The 16,048-nt window shown below is 63.4% G+C and carries 15 protein-coding genes; 9 read left to right on the top strand and 6 right to left on the bottom strand.

Annotated features, from left to right (window positions below):
- The first annotated feature begins 477 nt into the window (after window positions 1-477).
- Both AC0L3S_RS19650 and AC0L3S_RS19645 read left to right on the top strand, forming a co-directional pair.
- Window positions 478-663 (top strand): hypothetical protein, encoded by a 186-nt coding sequence (locus AC0L3S_RS19650; RefSeq protein ID WP_007612798.1) that lies wholly within the window; start codon window positions 478-480, stop codon window positions 661-663.
- A 130-nt stretch (window positions 664-793) separates the two neighbouring features.
- Window positions 794-1,135, top strand: a complete 342-nt coding sequence (locus AC0L3S_RS19645) for a phasin (protein ID WP_007601491.1) — start codon at window positions 794-796, stop codon at window positions 1,133-1,135.
- Window positions 1,136-1,322: 187 nt separating this feature from the next.
- On the opposite strand, the gene AC0L3S_RS19640 is transcribed toward AC0L3S_RS19645, so the two are convergent.
- From AC0L3S_RS19640 to AC0L3S_RS19630, 3 genes are all read right to left on the bottom strand, one after another.
- A complete protein-coding gene (locus AC0L3S_RS19640; RefSeq protein WP_007601492.1) occupies window positions 1,323-1,640 on the bottom strand; it encodes a c-type cytochrome in 318 nt (105 codons plus the stop codon).
- A gap of 286 nt (window positions 1,641-1,926) precedes the next feature.
- On the bottom strand, window positions 1,927-2,757 hold the full coding sequence (locus AC0L3S_RS19635; RefSeq protein WP_473266714.1) for an alpha/beta fold hydrolase: 831 nt from the start codon (window positions 2,755-2,757) through the stop codon (window positions 1,927-1,929).
- A 156-nt stretch (window positions 2,758-2,913) separates the two neighbouring features.
- Window positions 2,914-4,710 (bottom strand): ShlB/FhaC/HecB family hemolysin secretion/activation protein, encoded by a 1,797-nt coding sequence (locus AC0L3S_RS19630; RefSeq protein WP_473266712.1) that lies wholly within the window; start codon window positions 4,708-4,710, stop codon window positions 2,914-2,916.
- Window positions 4,711-4,840: 130 nt separating this feature from the next.
- Between AC0L3S_RS19630 and AC0L3S_RS19625 the strand changes: the two genes are divergently transcribed.
- Both AC0L3S_RS19625 and AC0L3S_RS19620 read left to right on the top strand, forming a co-directional pair.
- Entirely contained in the window at window positions 4,841-6,106 is a 1,266-nt protein-coding gene (locus tag AC0L3S_RS19625; protein ID WP_473266709.1) for a FecR family protein, read from the top strand.
- Window positions 6,107-6,166: 60 nt separating this feature from the next.
- Entirely contained in the window at window positions 6,167-8,908 is a 2,742-nt protein-coding gene (locus AC0L3S_RS19620) for an EAL domain-containing protein (protein ID WP_473280597.1), read from the top strand.
- Between the two features lie 16 nt (window positions 8,909-8,924).
- On the opposite strand, the gene AC0L3S_RS19615 is transcribed toward AC0L3S_RS19620, so the two are convergent.
- Window positions 8,925-9,209: a hypothetical protein gene (locus AC0L3S_RS19615; protein ID WP_473266705.1), complete on the bottom strand. Its 285-nt coding sequence runs from the start codon at window positions 9,207-9,209 to the stop codon at window positions 8,925-8,927.
- Window positions 9,210-9,453: 244 nt separating this feature from the next.
- Here AC0L3S_RS19615 and rocF point away from each other — a divergent pair, with 244 nt between their 5' ends.
- From rocF to AC0L3S_RS19595, 4 genes are all read left to right on the top strand, one after another.
- Entirely contained in the window at window positions 9,454-10,431 is a 978-nt protein-coding gene (gene rocF / locus AC0L3S_RS19610) for an arginase (protein WP_473280595.1), read from the top strand.
- A 161-nt stretch (window positions 10,432-10,592) separates the two neighbouring features.
- Window positions 10,593-11,855: a sulfite dehydrogenase gene (soxC, locus tag AC0L3S_RS19605; RefSeq protein ID WP_473280592.1), complete on the top strand. Its 1,263-nt coding sequence runs from the start codon at window positions 10,593-10,595 to the stop codon at window positions 11,853-11,855.
- A complete protein-coding gene (locus tag AC0L3S_RS19600) occupies window positions 11,842-12,384 on the top strand; it encodes a c-type cytochrome (RefSeq protein ID WP_473280590.1) in 543 nt (180 codons plus the stop codon). The genes soxC and AC0L3S_RS19600 overlap by 14 nt, the downstream gene beginning before the upstream one ends.
- 101 nt (window positions 12,385-12,485) lie before the next feature.
- Window positions 12,486-12,782: a hypothetical protein gene (locus AC0L3S_RS19595; RefSeq protein ID WP_473280588.1), complete on the top strand. Its 297-nt coding sequence runs from the start codon at window positions 12,486-12,488 to the stop codon at window positions 12,780-12,782.
- A 5-nt stretch (window positions 12,783-12,787) separates the two neighbouring features.
- Here AC0L3S_RS19595 and AC0L3S_RS19590 read toward each other — a convergent pair whose 3' ends face one another.
- The gene (locus tag AC0L3S_RS19590; RefSeq protein ID WP_473280585.1) at window positions 12,788-14,002 is read right to left on the bottom strand and encodes a mandelate racemase/muconate lactonizing enzyme family protein; all 1,215 of its coding nucleotides are present in this window, start codon (window positions 14,000-14,002) and stop codon (window positions 12,788-12,790) included.
- Window positions 14,003-14,173: 171 nt separating this feature from the next.
- On the opposite strand from AC0L3S_RS19590, the gene AC0L3S_RS19585 reads away from it, so the two are divergent.
- Window positions 14,174-14,362, top strand: a complete 189-nt coding sequence (locus AC0L3S_RS19585) for a hypothetical protein (protein WP_473280582.1) — start codon at window positions 14,174-14,176, stop codon at window positions 14,360-14,362.
- A gap of 158 nt (window positions 14,363-14,520) precedes the next feature.
- Here AC0L3S_RS19585 and AC0L3S_RS19580 read toward each other — a convergent pair whose 3' ends face one another.
- Window positions 14,521-15,807 (bottom strand): NRAMP family divalent metal transporter, encoded by a 1,287-nt coding sequence (locus AC0L3S_RS19580; RefSeq protein WP_473280580.1) that lies wholly within the window; start codon window positions 15,805-15,807, stop codon window positions 14,521-14,523.
- Window positions 15,808-16,048 lie beyond the last annotated feature (241 nt).

Here is a 16,048-nt window from a genome sequence, read left to right as displayed (position 1 = left end):
GCAGCCTCCATCCTTGGCACGGCGACGCGAATCTACTGCGAATCTATGATTGCGAACTTGTGACTCAGGACACTAGTTCGCGTCCACCAACGTCCATTCACATCCGAAACAACACGAAACGCAGCATCGATTGACGGCGACCGAGGCTGTATGCCTGATCGATGATGCTTCTTGACGCAGGTGGGTGACGGCGGGCCATATTCCTGTTATCCGGAATTGCCGTGGTGCGATGCAGACGATGCATCGCTGCGCCAACTGTTAGGCTTGCCGGAGGGGTTGTTTCTTGACATAGTTGCAACCTGTTCAGGTGTGCGCGTTTGCACATGTGGCTTGGCGTGCGAACACACGGGCTTCCCCCCGGGCCGAAAGGCGCGCCGTCGCCATAGCATCCGGTTATGGCATCCGGTTATGGCGTTTGGTTGTTAGTTGGGGCCTCGATGTTGGATCACGAAGTCCGATGCTTGTCATAGGTGCGAGATGAAGAACCTCAATTTCGCAGCTGAGCTGCACCTCAAGCTCGGCGCGCCTGCAAGCGGCACCGTCGAAAGCCTGCGGCTGCTCCGCGCGTTTCTGAAGCTTGCGCCCCGGCAGCGTTTCGAGGTCATCAAGCTCGTCGAAGACCTCGCCACCGAAGAAACCCTTCCCGAACACCCCCTGTCCTGAGCCAGCCTGCGCGCCGGCCTTACGTTTTCCTGCCAGAGCCGGCCGTCGGGCTACGTCTTCCCCGGGCTGGACGCTGGCAGGCGATCCGGCAAGTGTGGTATTCAGTTCTGAAAACGGGAGGAGTGCGACCATGATCGAACCGAAGCTCGAAGTTCCGGCCGAACTGCGCGACCTGGCCGAGAAGACGATTGACCAGGCGGAAAAGGCATTCGGGATGTTTTTCGAAGCCGCCACCAAATCGATGACGACCGTTCCGGGCGCGGGGGCGGATGTGTCGAAGCAGGCGCTCGCTTTCACCGAGCAGAACATGAAGTCGGCATTCGAGCATGCCCGCAAGCTCGTCCATGCCACCGACCTTCAGGAGGCGATGCGAATCCAATCGGATTTCTTGCGCAGCCAGTTCACCAGTGCCGGAGACCACATGCGCCAGATGACCGGCAGTCTGATGCAACCGGGGAAGGGCAAGTCCTGATTCTCGGTGTGTTCACGGCGCGTCCACAGATTGGACTTGCACGGCGTGAATATCCGCCCTGGTACCGGTCGATGATGGGTCGTCGAATGGACCTCATTCGCCGCCCATCATCATTTCCGCTGATCCTTGGCGGTTCTCAGCAGGGATTTGCATCTGTCGCAGGTGTCTTGACGGATCGATCGCTCTGCTAACGCAGCGATGCGATGTAAGCCGCGATATCGCCGGCTTCGATCCGGCTCAAGGGGAAATTCGGCATCTTCGGGTGCGGGTCTAGCAGGAAAAAGGCGAGCCTTTCCGAACTGAAGTCAGGCCTGCGCGCAACGGACACGAAAGAGGGGACGTCGGCGCTCGCCTGGGTTTGGCCGTTCGCCACGACATGGCAGCTGGCGCACCAGCGCCTCGCAAGGTCGGCGCCGTGATCTGCATCGGCGGCGAGAGCGGACGACGTGCCCACGCTCGAGGCCACGGCAACCAGCAGGCAAATTCGTCTCAAATGCCGGTGCATAGAGCAACCCTGTGTGTTGTTTGCTAGCGACGCCGTCCTCATCCGCAGCACGAACCCGGAAACTGCGAGAGGTCGATGCGGGCGATGATCGACCGCAGCAGCTTGCGAGCCGAACGATAGAGATGCCGGACGAATCTCGGCGTCCTTGCCGCAGGCAGGGCAAAGCTTGTCGTATCGAGTCTTTCAAGGTTTTCGATGGAGTGCGACACGTGCCTCTCCGAGATGGCGAGGCCCTTTCTATCGTGGCCGGCTCGCGGCAGCCTTGATCTGCCGCAAAGGGGCCGGACTAATAGTCGCCGGGGTTCATGATCATCGGGCTTCGTGTATCGGCCGGGGCGAGCGCGCTGCTGGCGCTGTCGCGCAGGAAGCGGTCGAGTGTCGCCTGGATCTTCTCTTTGACAGCATCGGGACCGCGATCGCTCATCTCGGTATGCTGTGCGCCAGTGTGGACAATGTCGATTCCGCGCGCCTTGGCCTCTTCTGGCGTCGGCAGCACGCCGGGATCGGTTACGAAATGCGGATCCTTCGAGCGGAACGACAGGATCTTCATGTGGTCGCTAAGCACGAAAGGCACCCGCAGATTGTCGAGCGTGATCACTTTCGACACCAGCTCCGGGTGCTGATGGGCGACATACATCGAAACGTCGCCACCGTTGGAATGCCCGACGAGCGTGATGTGGTCGTAGTCGGCGTTCTCCTGCCGCCGCTTCAACTCGCCCAAGGTGAAGAGGATGTTGGCCTCGCAGCGAATATAGACCTCGCGCCGGCCGACATATTGCTGGCCGGCCTTGGTCATCAGCGGCGGATCGCTCGGCAGATCCTGCTGGATGCTGGCGACGAGATAACCACGTGCGGCGAGCACGTTGGCGAGGAAGGAATATTCGGTGGCTTTGACGGTATTGCCGTTGCTGATGATGGCGAGCGGGAGCTTCCAGAGGCCGAGATTGGCCTTGGTCTCGTAATCGCGCCGTACAGCGATTTCGACGGCAATCGGCCGCTGGCGGGCGGCGTCGAACAGGGTCAAGACCTCATGGCGGATCGCGAACCGGCTGACGACGAAATACTGGCCAACGCCGAGGACGCAGAGAAACGCCAGAACTGCAAACACCTTTTTCATGGTTCCGTCTCAAATCACTTTTGACTGAACATGGCCATTGGGAACTCCCGGATCGAGCGATCGTGAGCAGGTTACGGGATTAAATTTAGGCAAGTCTGTGTGGCACGGCCCAAAAAGGGCCGCATGCCGGGGGCCACAGCGCGAAGGAGAAGGGGTTTACAGACAACCGCCCTTGCCGCGTTCGGAGCAGAGCCGCAACGCGCTTGACAGAGTAAACAGGAAGCGCGGGCTGCGGCGCTCGTTGTCGGGCGCCCGGTAGCTCAGGGGGACGGCCACGCCGAGATCGGCCTGGAAATCGTCCGGCAGGAAGAACCGCACGCCAGCTCCGGCCGAGGTCAGCGACAGGCCCTCGCTCAGGCGGTAACCGTGGTTCCAGACGGCGCCGGCGTCACCGAAGGCATAGAGCTGATAGCCGGTCCAGTAGCGGAAATTGAGCTTCTGGTCGAAGCGCAGTTCGAGGGAGCCGGCAAGACCGTTGTCGCCGCTGATTTCGGCTGCGCCATAGCCGCGCCCGAAGGCAGCGCCGCCGAGATAGAATTGCTGCGAGGTGAACAGCGGCCGTGACGCCGTCTGGCTCGCAGCGGAGAGCTTGAGCGACCAGACGTCGTTGAGCGTCTGGTAGCGCGTGAACCAGAGGTTCAGCACCGAGAAGTTCGATGACGCGCCATCGCGCGACAACAGGTCGTCGTCGAAATGCGAGGCACCGAAGATGTCGAGGCCCTGGCGGTAGGTCAGCGTCGCGAAATTGGTGCCGCCGAAATGATCCTGGAGCCGGTAGTCGGCGGTCAGGCTCGCGGTCCTGATGTGGTCGTTGTACCAGGCGCCGTAAAGGTCATGCTCGGACACGTTGCTGAAGGTCGTCGCCGCGGTCAGGGTCAGCGAGGAGGATTGCGACTGCAATGGGACGACGCTGGCACGCAGCTCGAACGCCTCGGTCGTGGTGATGTCGCTGTCGAGGCGGCGCGCATCGCCCGGCCTGACCGCGCTGTATAGGACGGACCCGCCAAGACGCACGCCGTCGACGCCGACGGGTGCATCGTAGGACAGCCGTGCGAAGCCAAGCTGGCGGGGGTCGTTGGCGATGGTCGACAGGTTGACCGCCAGCGTGTCGCCGGGCGTGAGATAGGAGTTGAACGCGCCGATCGCATAGGTCTGCCACGGACCGACTGATGATGAGCCGAGATTGTCCAGACCGAACGACGAGAAGACGTGCCAGGTCTTCAAATAGACGATGAGGCGGAAGCGGCCGGTTGCACCGCCGATCTCCTCCAGTGCGGTATCGGTGATCCGGAGACCAGGTCTGCCGTTGACGAGAAAGAGCTGACGTTCCAGCGTTGCCAGGCGCGACGGTTGCTCAGCCAGAACCGGCCCAAGCATCGGTCTCACGCCGAACTGCTCGGCGCCATCACCTTTCAGCTCGGTCTGCACGATGGCGCCTTCGATCACCTGGATCCGGAGCAGGCCGTCGGCAATGTCCTGCGGCGGCACGATCGCACGGCTCAAGTGAAAACCATCGGCGCGGTAGAGATCGCTGATCGCGCCGGCGATCGCGGCGAGATCCGCCTGCGAAACCTTCTTGCCGACATAGGGCTGGTAGACCGCGGCGATGCGATCGGGGGAAACGGCCCGGGCTCCGCTGACGTTGATGCCGCGCAGCACGAACTGAGGCTTGGTATCGCCGCCGGTGTTGGGCTGACCGACTGTCGGGAGTCTGACCGGAGGACGTCTCAGGGATTCCCGCTCGGTTTGGTTTTCAAAATATTTCTCTGGTTGGCGCGGATCGAAGCCCGGCTGGTTCGCCTGCTGCGCGAAAGCCTGAGGAACTCCGGCGAAAAACGGTGCCAACAGCACCATTGTGGTAACGACATGCCGCTTCCCTGCGGGCGCAACGCGCCTGTCCCCGTAGTTTGACGGAGATGTGCCCGTGAAGCGGTAAGGGTTCGTTAGCCACATGATTTTTCATAGTTTTTTATGGTCAATGAACCGTTAACGCGACCGCTCCGCTGGCCGCTTCCCGATAATCCTATGTTGAGTGATTTCGGATACCCCTCAAGGCCGGCTGTAACGCGGACTGAGGATCGTCATGCTCAACAAGATTGGAATGCGGTGCGCCTTCGCGGCTGCGCTGATCGTGGGAACGGCCTCGGGCGCATCCGCCGCGGACGACGGCGTCTGGTCGGTCGGCAAGGCCACCGGCGAGGTCTGGGTGGCCACCAGCGGCGCTCAGCAAGTGTCTTTAAGTCAGCAGGAGGCGCTCAAGCCCGGCGACACCATTCGCACCGGACGTAATGGCCGCGTGCTGCTCGTCCGCGGCGAGGAGACGATCCTGATCTCTCCCAACTCGGTGGTCGGCTTGCCGACCGAGAGCAAGGAGGGCCTCTCGACTACCATCATCCAGCGGGCAGGTTCGATCCTGCTCGAGGTCGAGAAGCGCAACGTCAAGCATTTCGAGGTCGAGACGCCCTATCTCGCCGCCGTGGTCAAGGGGACCCAGTTCAGCGTCACGGTGGGCGCGGGCAGCACCAAGGTCGGCGTGCTTCGCGGCCAGGTCGAGGTCTCCGACTTCAAGACCGGACAGATCGCCCAGGTCCTGCCGGGGCAGGCCGCCACCGTCTTCGAGCATGGCAAGCCCGGCCTCTCTCTGAGCGGCTCCGGCACCTTCAACCCAATCGAGCACGGCAAGCCGCGCGCCTCGAGCATCGAGCGCGTCCCCGTGCCGAAATCAGGCCTGTCGGCCCCGCGCAACGCCGCGAACGGCCATACGATCCACGCGCTCGGTCCAATCGATAAGGGCACCAAGGCGGCCCGCGCGCTCAAGCCATCGCAACAGGCGGCCGGAGCTCACGCGTCCAAGGGCAGTGCTGCAAAGCCTGGCGTCGTGCGGATCTCGAACTCGCTCGGCGAGGTCAAGCTGAACGTCCACAAGGTCACGCACGGGCTCGCCCACGGCGGCGGTGCCGCCGGACAGGTGCGCAACGCGCACGCCAGCACCGAGACGGTTTGGAGCGACTCGAAAGCGAGCACGACGGCGTCCAACAGCACCGTCCAGACTGCGGTCACGACGAGCAGCGGCGTGACGGCTGGCAGCACCAGCTCGTCGGCTGCGAGCACGACAATAGCCGCGACCACGGCCGGTGCGTCCAGCGACGGCTCTGGGGCCGGCAGCGGAGACTCCGGTGGCAAGACCAAACCGGACAAGGGCAACTCCGGTAACGGCAATTCCGGCGAGGGTAACGGCAACAACGGTGCCACCGGTAACGGCAGGGGTAACAACGGTAACGGCAACGGGAATGGCGGCGGCAACGGCAGCAATGGTCACGGCAATGCGTTTGGCCACAACAAGCACTGAGGCGATTTCTTAGGGGATGAGGGGGCGTACCTGCAGAAGCGGGTGCGCGGGAGGATCGGAGTGAAGCGCTATCGTCCGCATATTCTAGTCGTGACCGCGCTGGCGATCGTGCTGTCCACGGGGTGGCATGGTGCGCTTCGCAACGCGCTGACCGACCTGCGGTTCACTTGGCAATCGCGTGCCGCGAGCGGCAACGTCGTTGTGGTAGCCATCGATGCGCCCTCGATCGACCAGATCGGGGTATGGCCCTGGCCGCGCCGGCTGCACGCGGAACTGTTGCACAGATTAGAGGCCGCGGGGGCGCAGGACATCGCTTTCGACGTCGATTTCAGCTCGCCATCCGATCCAGCCTCCGACGAGGCCTTCGTGAACGCATTGCGTGACGTCGGCGGCTCGACGATCCTGCCGTCCTTCAAGCAGCCGGCGCCGAATGGCGGCGCAGCTCACATCAACCGCCCCCTGAAGCCGTTCAGCAACCAGTCGTGGCCGGCGCTGGTCAATGTCGCGATCGAATCCGACGGGCTCGTTCGCCGATATCCGTTCGGCGAGAAGCCGGGCGATGCCTTGATGCCGTCGATGGCCGTCGTATTGGCCGGGCAGGACGCCAATCGGCGGCCGCCGTTCCTGATCGATTTCAGTATTCGGGCGAGCTCCGTTCCGAGTGTCTCCTATGTCGACGTGCTCCGCGGCGAAACCGCCGCTCTCGACAGGCTGAGAGACAAGAAGGTCATCGTTGGTGCGACGGCGCTCGAACTCGGCGACCGCTTCAGCGTTCCAAATGGCCGCATCATCTCCGGACCCATCCTCCAGGCGCTGGCAGCGGAATCGATCCTCCAGAGCCGGATGCTGCGCTGGACCTCCGATACCGGCATGATCCTGGGTCTCGCTGTGGTCTGCCTGCTGATGGTGTATTCGTGGCGCCGCCTCGGACCGGGAATTCGCGTCGCAATCCTGATCTCGGCCGGGGCGGTCTTCGAGCTGGTTGCGGTCCTCGTGCAAGCAAGATGGCCGTTCATCATCGACACATCGCTGTTCCACATCGCGATTGTGGCTTATCTGACGGCGGTTGCACTCGACGAAATCGATTTCCGCGGTCTCTTGGGGCGCATCGCCGAAAGCCGCTTTCATCGTATTGCGATGTCGCTCGGCGATGGCCTCGTCTGCACCGATGAGGGTCAGCTGATCACCGTGTGGAATCCCGGCGCCAGTGCGATCTTCGGCTATATGCCCGCCGAGATCATCGGCCGCCCGTTCGAAACGCTGTGCGCCGTGTCGGTGGACGGTGACGCGAGGCCGTCCATGCGCGACGCCACATGCCAGGCCCTCCTGGTTCCCGGCGGGGCGGTCGTCGTTGAATTCGAAGGACGGCGCAAGAACGGTGAAATTTTTCCGGTCGAGGCGAGCTTCTCAGGCTGGCAGGGAACGGACGGCTTCCAGTACGGAGCGATCCTCCGCGATATCTCGGTCCGTAAGCGCGAGGCCGAACGCGTCAGATACCTCGCCGAGTACGACGCGCTAACCGGTCTTGCCAACCGCAACACGCTGCATGCCGGACTGGTCGACATGATCGCCGATGCGGGGCAACGCCCTTGCGAGGTCGCGCTACTCGTGATCGGGCTCGACGGCTTCCAGAGCATCAACGACATGCTCGGCCATTCCGCCGGAGATCTCGTGCTGCAGGCGGTCGCGGGGCGCCTGAAAACCGAGGCGCGCGACGGCGCTGTCGTTGCCCGGCTTAGCGGAGACGAATTCGCCATTGCGCGCAAAGGCGGCGACGGCGACGAGCCGATCGCAGAGTTCGCCGAGCGCATCGCGCGCGCGTTCGAAGCGCCGCTTGCGACCAGCAAGCGGCAGCACCGCGTCAGGATCAGCGTCGGCGTCGCCGTCCATCCGGAAGGCGGACACAGCGCCGACGATCTCCTGAGCAACGGTCATCTTGCGCTGACCAAGGCAAAGCTGACGCGGCGCGGCGGTTATGTGGTCTTCGAGAGCGCGATCCGGCAGGAGCTCGAGAACCGGCTGACGCTGGAGAGTGAATTGGCGCTCGCCGCCGATCGCGGCGAGTTCGAGCTGTTCTACCAGCCGCAGGTTCGCCTGATCGACGCGAGCCTGGTCGGCGCCGAAGCTCTCATCCGCTGGCGGCACCCCGTGCGCGGCTACGTTTCGCCGGGAGAGTTCATGCCGGTTGTCAATAGCTCAGCCCTGTCTGAGCGGATCGGAAACTGGGTGATGGAGACCGCCTGCCGACAGGCACGCGTCTGGGAATTGTCCGGCGACAGAGTGCGCGTCGCGATCAATTTGTCGCCCTCGCAGATCCACTCCGGCGACCTCGCGCATTCGGTTGCGGAAATGCTCGAAGCGACGGGGCTCACGCCGTCGCTGCTCGAACTCGAGGTTACCGAAGACATCCTGCTTCACGACGAAGCCCGCGTGCTCGACATGTTCAAACGCATCCAGCAGCTCGGCGTCCGCGTCCTGTTCGACGATTTCGGCACTGGCTATGCGAGCCTGAGCTATTTGAAGAAGTTTCCGCTCGATGGGCTCAAGATCGACCGGTCGTTCGTGCTCGGACTGCTCGCGAACTCCGACGATGCCGCGATCGTTGGGTCGACCATCGGCCTCAGCAAACAGCTCGGACTGACGGTCGTGGCCGAAGGCATCGAGAATCGCGCTACGGCCGACTTCCTGGTGAGCATGGGATGCGAAGAAGGCCAGGGCTATTTCTTCGGCCGTCCGATGCCGGCGGAGGCATTCGAGCGGCAATTCCTCGCAGCCGAGTGCGTCGCCGTCAGTGCCGCCTGAACGGGCCCGCTCAATTCTAGCGCCGCCGCGCGACCGCGACCCCGAACAGGAAAGCAACGAACAGGCTGGCGAGCGGCGCTTCGCGCGTGATTGCAGCGACGGTCGCGAGGGGGCGGCCCGGTTTCCTCGCTTCGTCGATAGCGGAGGTCACGCGGTCGACAGCTGCATGCAGGCCACCTGCGACTTCACCGATGGTGCGGGATACGTCCGTCGCGGCATCGATGGCGCGCTCGGCCATGCCGGGATGTGAGGTGGACTGCGGGATCTCCGTGCTCAAGTGCGCGACCTCCAGGCTGATCATGTGACGGAGGCCGATACCTTTGGCTATCCGCGCGAGCGCTCGTTCTGAACAGCGGGTCGCATGACCTTTGGCTATCCGCGACAGGCGCCGTGGTTTTGACGGCGGGTACCGGCCTTGAATGAGCAATTCGGCGCGCCGGATTTTGTTCCGAGACGAGGCGTCCCCAGCGCGGACCTTCCCCGTGAAACGACGGATGCGAATCTCTGTTAGGCTGGCTCAATCTTGCTGATCTCGGGAGACAGCTGTGACCGACCCGACCACGACGGATCGAGCCCGGCGCATCGCCTTGCTCGGCGCTCCCATCGACATGGGGGCTTCGCAGCGCGGTACCCTGATGGGCCCTGCGGCGCTCCGCACCGCCGGCCTTGCGACACTGCTCGAGAGCCTGGATTTCGAAGTGGCCGATTACGGCGATCTCTCGGTGGCCGAGCTCCGGGACCTCGCAGACAGGCCCCCCGACAAAGCCAATCACTACCGCGAAATTCAGCGATGGACGCGCGTGCTGAGCCGCAGAGGTTACGAGATCGCGAAAACCGGCGCGCTGCCGATTTTTCTCGGCGGCGATCACACGTTGTCGATGGGATCGGTGAATGCCATGGCCCGCCACTGGCAGGAGCGCGGACGCGAGCTATTCGTGCTCTGGCTCGATGCCCATGCCGACTACAACACGCCGGCGACGACGATCACCGCCAACATGCACGGCATGTCGGCGGCATTCCTGTGCGGCGAACCCGGCCTTGACGGATTGCTCGGCGATGATCCGCGCGCCCCGATCGATCCCGACAGGCTCGACCTATTCGGCGCGCGCTCAATCGACAAGCTCGAAAAGGAGTTGATGCGCACGCGCCGGATCAGGGTTGTCGACATGCGCCAGATCGACGAGTTCGGCGTCGCCGTGCTGATCCGCCGCGTCATCGAGCGCGTCAGGGCCAGCAACGGCGTACTGCATGTCAGCTTCGATGTCGATTTTCTCGACCCCTGCGTCGCACCGGGCGTGGGCACGACAGTGCCGGGCGGCGCGACCTATCGTGAGGCGCATCTGATCATGGAGCTCCTGCACGATTCCGGCGTGGTCGGGTCAGTCGACATCGTCGAGCTCAATCCGTTTCTCGACGAGCGCGGCCGCACCGCGCGCACCGCGGTCGAACTGATCGGCAGCCTGTTCGGCCAGCAGATCGCCGACCGGCCGACCCCGAGCAATGCGATCGCGCCGGGCGAGTGACGGACGAGCCGTTTGTGCATCGCGAAGAAGAGAACTGCCGTCGCCGCCACCGGATTTAGATCAGTCCAGATGGAAATCGCCTGTTTTTGAAACAGGTGCGAATTGCAAATGCTCGTCGCAGAATGTTTGATGCGGATCGCGCTTCAGCCGAGGATCCGCAAATGAGTAGAACGTTCGACAAACCCGCGGGGACGACTCGCCGCGGCTTTCTGCGCGGCGGTGCTGCGGTGGCGGGTGGTACCGTGCTGGGCGCACGCGCATCGGTTGCCGCCGAGACCGACAACCTTCCGCCCAATGTTCCCGAATGGATGAAGGCACCGGGCGAGCCGACGGGGGGGCAGCTCTACGGCGCGCCATCGCCGTTCGAGAAGGGCGTCGTGAAGAACATCTCGAAGACGCTCAAGCAGTACATATCGGCCTCCAGCCGGACGCCGTTGCAAGAGCTCGATGGCATCATTACGCCGAACGGCCTTTTCTATGAGCGTCATCACGGCGGCGTTCCCACCATCGATCCGGCCCAGCACCGGCTGATGCTGCACGGGCTCGTCGAGCGTTCGCTGATCTTCACAATGGATGATCTCAGGCGTTTCCCATCGGAATCGCGTGTCCACTTTCTCGAATGCTCCGGCAATCCCGGCTACACCAAGCCTTACGGCAAGACAGCGTCAGACCTAGTGGGTCTGGTGAGTTGTGCAGAATGGACCGGCATCAGCCTCAAGCTGGTGCTCCAGGAGGCCGGGTTGAAACCGGATGCCAAATGGGTCGTCGCCGAGGGTGCCGACGCGGCCGCGCTGACCCGCAGCATCCCGATCGAGAAATGCCTCGAGGACGCCTTGCTGGTCTACAGTCAGAACGGAGAGCGGCTGCGTCCGCAGCAAGGCTATCCGCTGCGGCTGTTCCTGCCGGGCTTCGAAGGCAACATGAGCGTGAAATGGCTGCGCCGCCTGCATGTGACGGCTGAGCCGGTTTACTCGCGCGAGGAGACCTCGAAATATACCGACCTGCTGCCGGACGGCACCGCGCGTGAATTTTCGTTCTACATGGAGGCGAAATCGATCATCACGCGGCCCTCTGGCGGCCAACGCCTGAACGCACCCGGCTTCCATGAGATCACCGGCATCGCCTGGAGCGGGCATGGCAAGATCGCGCGCGTCGAACTGTCCGTCGACGAGGGAAAGAGTTGGCAAAGCGCGCAATTGCAGGAGCCGGTGCTGACGCGTGCGTTGACACGCTTTCGCTTGCCTTGGCAGTGGGACGGAAAGCCTGCCGTAATCCAGAGCCGTGCCATCGACGAGACCGGCTATGTGCAGCCGACGCTCTCCGAGTTGCTCGCGGTGCGCGGCGAGAACTATTTCTACCACAACAACGCGACCTGGCCCTGGCGCATCGCGGCCGACGGCGAGGTGACCAATGCGCTCGCGTGAGACTTGCGGCATTGCTGTCGTCATCGTGCTGTGCGCGTTCGCGAGCGGAGCGCAAGCACAAAGCCTGTACGGCATCGGACGCCCCGCGGCGGCCGCGGAGATCGCGGGCTGGAATATCGACGTCGGACGCGACGGCAGCAATCTGCCGAAGGGAAGCGGTTCGGTCAGCCAAGGCCGCGAGGTGTTCGCCCAACAATGTGCATCATGCCATGGCGACAAGGGCGAGGGCGGGCTCGGTGACCGGCTCGTCGGTGGGCAGGGCACGATCGCAACGCCAAAGCCGATTCGCACGGTCGGCAGCTATTGGCCGTATGCGCCGACGCTGTTCGACTACATCCGCCGCGCGATGCCGCAGAACGCGCCGCAATCGCTGAGCGATGAGGAGGTTTATGCAGTGTCCGCGTACATCCTGAACCTGAATGGATTGGTCGGAGCGGACGCGACGCTCGATCCCGAATCGCTTGCAGCGGTCAAGATGCCGAACCGCGACCGGTTTGTCGGCGACGCGCGCCCCGATGTGAAACGCTGAGTGCTTATGGCGGTCAGGTTCCACGGATTGACTTGGAACTTGTCTGGGCCTGGAGCGGAACTCGCGGGACCGGATTGAATTAACCTGCGATAGGAAAACGTATGGGTCCTTCGATGGTAACGGATCGCTTCGCAAATTCCATGTCCTCGGCGCTTCGCCATCCCGGCGTGATCGCGTTGATTGTGGCCGCGGTGACGATTGCCGCGATGCTCATCGTCGATCACGGACCATGGAATCGCGCCAAGACGCAGCCCGCCCACGTCGCGATGTATGCGACCACTGGCGAGGCCGCGCGCGCCGCAGGTGCCAAAATTCTCCCGACCGAACCGAAATCACCGGTCGAGCCTGCGCGGCCGGGGCCGAAGACGTCCCCGACCGTCAATCCAGTGACGCCGTAAGACGTCTAGTTCTTGCGACCGTAGTTGAGCAATCCGCCACTCGTCTTCGGCGGATGCGCGCGAAGGGCTTCCTCGTTCGGATCGGTGCCCCAGCCGGGCCGGTCCGGAATGATCAGATGGCCGTTCTGAATTTCAGGCTCATGCGTGAAAAGCTCGCGGTCCCACGCCAGGCGATCGATGTCGATCTCCATGATGCGCAGGTTCGGCACGGCGGCGCAGAAATGCGCGTTCATCATCGAGCAAAGATGGCCGTAGAAATTATGCGGCGCAACGTTGACTTCGAACGCTTCCGCAGCGGCTGCGATCTTCATCGACTGCCAGACGCCGTTCCAGGGTGTGTCGATGATCGCGACGTCCATGGCCTGTTCGCGGAAATAGGGCAGGAATTCCCGCAAGCCCAATAGCGTCTCGCAGGACGAGATCGGATGCGGACTTTGCCTGCGGATGTAACCGAGCGCTTCTGGATTGAAACTGTCGATCTCGATCCAGAACATGTCGAGGTCCGCAATGGTGCGCAGGATCTCCAGATAGCCCTCGGTCTTGGCGTTGAAGTTGCAGTCTAGCAGGATGTCGACATCAGGGCCTGCACCGTCGCGGATCGCTTCCAGATGCATGCGCAGGTCGTGCAGGATCTTGCGATCGACGTTGATTTCGGGGGCGAAGGGCGAGCCGAAGCCCGGTCGCCAACCGGTTGGCTTGCCGTCGTCGTAGGAGAAAATGTTGGTCTTGAGCGCGGTGAACTTGTTCTCGCGGACCTCGCGTCCCATTGCCTTGACGCCGTCGAGGTTCTCGATCGGCGGTTTGTACCAGGACGGATGATTGATCCGCCACGTCGCGCAATGCGACCAATAGACCCTGACACGGTCGCGGATCTTGCCGCCGAGCAGTTCGTAGCACGGCACACCGAGACACTTCGCCTTGGCATCGAGCAGCGCATTCTCGATCGCGCCGAGCGCCTGCGCCACCACGCCGCCGGCGGCGGGACGCGTGGCCGCGAACAGTTCGGCGTAGATGCGCTCGTGGCGGAAAACGTTCTGCCCAACGACGCGGGCGGACAGGCGCTGGATCGCAGCACCGACACCCGGCGAGCCGAAGCCCTCGTCGAACTCGCTCCAGCCGACGATGCCGTCCTCGGTCGTCAGCTTGAGGAAGTGGTAGTTTCTCCAGCCGGCGTCGCAGGCGAGAATTTCGAGGCTTATTGCTTTCGACGATTTGGTCATGTCGCTCCCTGTCGCCCGGCTGGGCTTTTTTCTTTGGCCGACTCGCAAGCCCGGCTCCAGCCACAATTGTTAGGCTAACGGCCCTGCGCAGTGAAGCCTGGTGAGGTGCGCCGGGGAAGCCCCTTCCGGCCATTCTGTCGGGAAGACCCGGGGAATCCGGTGGGGACAGCCATGATGTTGCCCGGGATCGTCCTGAAAAGGCACCATGCTGTGACGTTTTTGGACACAATCGGGATCGACCCTCCGGCCATGAAATTTCTGGCTGTGATTTCGATCCTGGCGCTGCTCACGATGGGCGGAGCCGCCATTTCCGATCAGTTTCTGACGGCCGATCAGCACGCCGGGCACGGGGTGGAATAGCGCGGCGGGCTTATTCTTTTTTTGTCTTGGGGGAGACAGCGATGCTTTCGATCGACCAATTCCTGCGCTTCATCAGCGTGCCGGCCGTCTTCGCGGCCCTCGTCATCGCCTCGCAGATATCGGCAGCCTTGTCGCAAGGCTAGTCAAAGGCTAGCTGGTCAGCCGATCGCGGACGAGCCGAGCAGAGCGAGCACGGCCAGCGCCATCAACGCGGTGCCGAGCCAGCCCAGCGCGACGAGCCATGACCGGCCCTTGAAGCGACCCATGATCGCCTTGCTCGAGACGATCAGCATCATCATGGCCATGATCGGAACGGCGACGATGCCGTTGAGCACGGCGCTCCAGACCAGCATATGGATCGAATCGATGCCGGTGAACCCCAGACCGAAGCCGATGATGGTTGCGGCCGCGATGATGGTGTAGAAGCCGACCGCCTCGTCGGGCTTCGCCTCCAGGGTCGCGCGCCAGCCGAAGATCTCCGCCACGCCGTAAGCGGCCGAGCCCGCCAGCACCGGAATTGCGAGCAGTCCGGTGCCGATGATGCCGGTCGCGAACAGGGCGAAGGTGAAGTCGCCGGCGAGCGGCCGCAGCGCCTCGGCGGCCTCCGTCGCCGAATTGATGTTGGTGACGCCGTTCGCGTGCAGCACCGACGCGGTGGTGAGGATGATGAAGAAGGCGATGCCGTTGGAGAGCAGCATGCCGGAGATGGTGTCGGCCCGGATGCGCGCCAGCTCCGGACTGCCGCCGCGCTTCAGCTCGCGCAGCGGCTTGTCGCGCCTGCCCTGGTTCATCTCTTCGACCTCCTGCGAGGCCTGCCAGAAGAACAGATACGGGCTGATCGTGGTGCCGAGCACGGCGACGACCATCATGAAATAGTCGGCGCTGACATTCGTCTTCGGCCACACCGCCGCGAGCAGCGCCGTGCTCCACGGGATCTTGACGGTGAAAGCTGTCGCGACATAGGCGAACAGCGCCAGGGTGAGAAATTTCAGCACCGGCGAATAGCGCCGATAGGGCAGGAACACCTGCAGCAGGGTCGAGCCCGCCGCGAAGATCAGCGCGTGCTCGTGGTTGAGGCCGCCGATCACGAGCGAGAGCGCCTCCGCCATCGCGGCGATGTCGGCGGCGATGTTGAAGGTGTTGGCGGCGACGAGCATGGCGACGAGCGACAGCACCGCCCAGCGCGGCGCGATCTGCATCACGTTGGCGGCCAGCCCCTTGCCGGTGACGCGGCCGATCCGGGCGCTGACGAGCTGGATGGCGATCATGAACGGCGTGGTCAGAAACACCGTCCAGAGCAGGCCGTAACCGAATTGCGCGCCGGCCTGCGAATAGGTGGCGATGCCGGACGGATCGTCGTCGGCCGCCCCGGTGACGAGACCCGGCCCCAGCCTCTGCAACAGCGTCGGCGCGGATTTCGTCGGGGTGAGGGCACTGTCGGCCATGGCAGGAGCGGTCTCGGTCGGGGCGCGTCCTTCACAAATGCTAATGCGGGAACAAGGTTCCCGGGCGCGGGGTAACGGGCGTCTCGCTTGTTTTCTGATAAAGCGAATCTCCGTTTGACTCGTCGGGCAAAACACCTGTATAACTGCATTATCCAAGAACCGGGTGCAGCGGATGCGCGCATCCCGAGCGCGAGCGGCCCGCCATGGCCGGCCGTCGCAGTCCGCCCACGGACACCGGCGA

Source organism: Bradyrhizobium sp. Ken01 (assembly GCF_055807355.1).
This window is presented reverse-complemented; position numbering and strand designations above follow the sequence as displayed.